Origin of the sequence: Streptomyces sp. SID14478, assembly GCF_010548525.1 — a bacterium.
Lineage (GTDB): Bacteria > Actinomycetota > Actinomycetes > Streptomycetales > Streptomycetaceae > Streptomyces.
The window spans coordinates 1-3,284 of sequence record NZ_JAAGMG010001497.1 but is presented as its reverse complement, the minus strand read 5'-3'; the positions used below and the strand labels follow the sequence as shown (position 1 = coordinate 3,284).

Below are 3,284 nucleotides of genomic sequence, written 5' to 3'. Positions count from 1 at the left end.
GCGAGGAAGCCGTCGAGCCGCTCGGCCTGGCCGGCCAGGGAGCCCTCACTGCGCGCCGACACGACCAGGGGCACCACGCCCGCGGGCGCCGCCTCGTCCGCGGCCGGCTCGGGCGCCGCTTCCTCGGGCGCCTCCTCCAGGATCAGGTGCGCGTTCGTCCCGCTGATGCCGAACGACGAGACGCCCGCACGGCGCGGACGGCCCTCGTCCGGCCACTCGCGCGCCTGTGTCAGCAGTTCCACCGCGCCCGCCGTCCAGTCGACCTCGGTCGTGGGGACGTCGGCGTGCAGCGTCGGCGGCAGCACGCGGTGCCGCAGCGCCTCGACCATCTTGATCACGCTGGAGACACCGGCTGCGGCCTGGGTGTGTCCGATGTTCGACTTCAACGAGCCGAGGTACAGCGGCTTGTGCGGGTCGCGGCCCTGCCCGTACGTGGCGAGCAGCGCCTGTGCCTCGATCGGGTCGCCGAGCGCCGTGCCGGTGCCGTGCGCCTCGACGACGTCCACGTCCGCCGGGACCAGGCCCGCACCGGCCAACGCCTTGCGGATGACGCGCTGTTGGGACGGCCCGTTCGGGGCGGTGAGGCCGTTGGAGGCACCGTCCTGGTTGACGGCGGAGCCGCGCAGCACCGCGAGGATCTTGTGGCCGCGTTCCCGCGCCTCGGACAGCCGCTCCAGGACCACCACGCCGGCGCCCTCGGACAGGCCCATGCCGTCCGCGCCGTCCGCGAACGCCTTGCAGCGGCCGTCGGAGGCCATGCCCTGCTGCCGGGAGAAGACCACGAACGTGCCGGGCGTCGCCATCACCATCGCGCCGCCGGCCAGCGCCAGCGAGCAGTCGCCCTGGCGCAGGGCCTGCGCGGCCAGGTGGATGGCGACCAGCGACGACGAGCACGCGGTGTCCACGGAGACGGCCGGGCCCTCGAAGCCGAAGACGTACGAGACGCGGCCCGATGCCACGCTCGACGCCACACCGGTGCCGGTGAAGCTCTCCAGCTCGGGCGCGACCCCGCCGCTCCCGGAGCCGTACCCCTGGCTGGACACTCCGGAGAACACGCCCACGTCGGTGCCCTTGAGCGAGAGCGGATCGATGCCCGCCTGCTCCAGGGCCTCCCAGGAGGTCTCCAGCAGGAGCCGCTGCTGCGGGTCCACCGCCAGCGCCTCGCGCGGGGATATCCCGAAGAAGCCCGGGTCGAACATGCCCGCGCCGCGCAGGAATCCGCCCTGGTCGGTGTAGGAGGTGCCGGGGTTGTCGGGGTCCGGGTCGAACAGGCCGTCCAGCTCCCAGCCGCGGTCGTCGGGGAACCCCGACACGGCGTCGCCGCCCTCGCGCACCAGCCGCCACAGGTCCTCGGGACCGCTCACACCGCCGGGCAGCCGGCACGCCATTCCGACGATGGCGATCGGCTCGCCCGCGTGCGAAGCGCCCTGCTTGCGCAGGTTGTGCAATTCGGTGGTGACGCGCTTGAGGGTGTTGAGGAGTTGTTCGTCCGTGGCCATGCGTCAGTCCTCACGAGAATGTTGATGGAGCCGGATGCGCCTGTACCGCAGTCACACGAGCCCGAGTTCCTCATGGATGAAGTCGAGGACTTCGTCGGCCGACGCGGACTCCAGCTTCTCGGCCACCGTGGAGACGTCCGCCTGCTCGACGACCCCATTACACCGGGCAACCAGACCCTGAAGACGGAGCGCGATAGTGGCGCTCATGGAATCGTCGAGCGTGACCGCAGCAAGCAACGACTCGACGTCTTCTATCTTTGCGTTCACCCGGGAGAGCACGTCGTCGCCGATACCGAGTGCGGCCCGCAGGTAGCCGGTGAGCACGAGCGGGGTCGGCTGGTCGAAGACGAGCGTGGCGGGCAGTTTCAGTCCGGTCGCCTCGCGCAGCCGGTTGCGCAGCTCCACCGACGTGAGCGAGTCGAAGCCGACGTCCTTGAACGCGGTCTCCGGGCGGACGCTCTGCGGCCCGCTGTGCCCGAGGACGACCGCGGCCTGCGTGCGCACCAGGTCGAGCAGCAGCGCCTCCTGCTCCTCCTCGGCGAGCCCGGACAGGCGGCGCAGCAGGCCGCCGTCGTTCGCGCTCGCGGCGCGCGCCTGCTGCCGCCCCGCCGGTACGAGCGTGCGCAGCAGCGGCGGCACCGTGCCGCCGGCCGCCGCGTCGGCACGCACCGCCCGCAGGTCCAGCTTGACGGGCACCAGCAGCGACTCCTGCGACCCGACCGCCGCGTCGAACAGCTCCGTGCCCTCGGCGGGCGTGAGCGCCACGACGCCGTCACGGTTCGTGCGACGGCTCATGCTCACCTGGTCGTCGGTGCTGAGGTGGCTGGTCATGTTGGTGGCGTACGCCCACGTGCCCCAGGACAGGGACAGGCCGGGCAGTCCCGCCGCGCGGCGCTTGGCCATCAGACCGTCGAGGAAGGCGTTGGCGGCGCCGTAGCCGCTGCTGCCCGCGCCGAGGAAGACGGACGAGGCGGAGGAGTAGACGACGAACGCATCCAGGTCCAGGCCGCGCGTCAGCTCGTCGTAGTGCCGTACCGCGTCGACCTTCGGTGCGAAGACCCGGGCCAGACGCTGCGGGGTCAGGGTTCCGACGAGACCCGCCTCGAACACCCCGGCCGTGTGCACCAGGGCGGTCAGCGGGTGCGCGTCCGGCACCGAGGCGAGCAGGGACTTCACCTGTTCGCGGTCGGAGACGTCGCAGGCCACGACCGACACGGCCGCGCCGTGCCCGGTCAGCTCGGTGACCAGGTCCTGCACACCGTCGGCGTCGGGGCCGCGACGGCTGGCCAGCATCAGGTGGCGCACGCCGCGCCCGACGACCAGGTGCCGGGCGATGAGCTCACCCAGCGATCCGCCGCCGGATACGAGGACGGTGCCCTCCGGCGTGAACTCCGTTTCCCCTTCGGGGTGTTGAACGGCGGTGGCGCGGGTCATCCGGGGTACGGACAAGGCCGTGCCGCGCGCCGCGAGCTGCGGTTCGCCGGTGGCCAGAGCGGCGCCCAGGACGGCTCCCGGCTCATCGGTGTCCGTGTCGAGCAGGACGATCCGGCCCGGGTTCTCGGCCTGGGCGGCGCGCACCAGACCCCACACCGCCGATCCGGCCGGGTCGCTCACCGTGCCGTCGCCGGCGGGCACCGCGCCCCGGGTCGCGACGACGAGCCGCGACTCCTCCAGCGCGTCCGCGTCGAGCCACGCCTGCAGCACGCCCAACACCTTTGACGACAGGGCGAGTACGGCGTCGTCGCCCTCCGCGCCGACGGCCTCCAGGACCGCCACCGCGGGTGC

General features: G+C 72.8%; 2 protein-coding genes. Both read right to left on the bottom strand.

Annotation, left to right across the window (positions count from 1 at the left end; genetic code table 11):
• Window positions 1–1,499 (bottom strand): polyketide synthase (locus G3I40_RS46320; RefSeq protein ID WP_164560779.1); only part of this gene is annotated, 1,499 nt, incomplete at its 3' end.
• A 51-nt stretch (window positions 1,500–1,550) separates the two neighbouring features.
• The coding region (locus G3I40_RS46315) for a beta-ketoacyl reductase (RefSeq protein ID WP_164560778.1) at window positions 1,551–3,284 on the bottom strand (1,734 nt) is incomplete at its 5' end.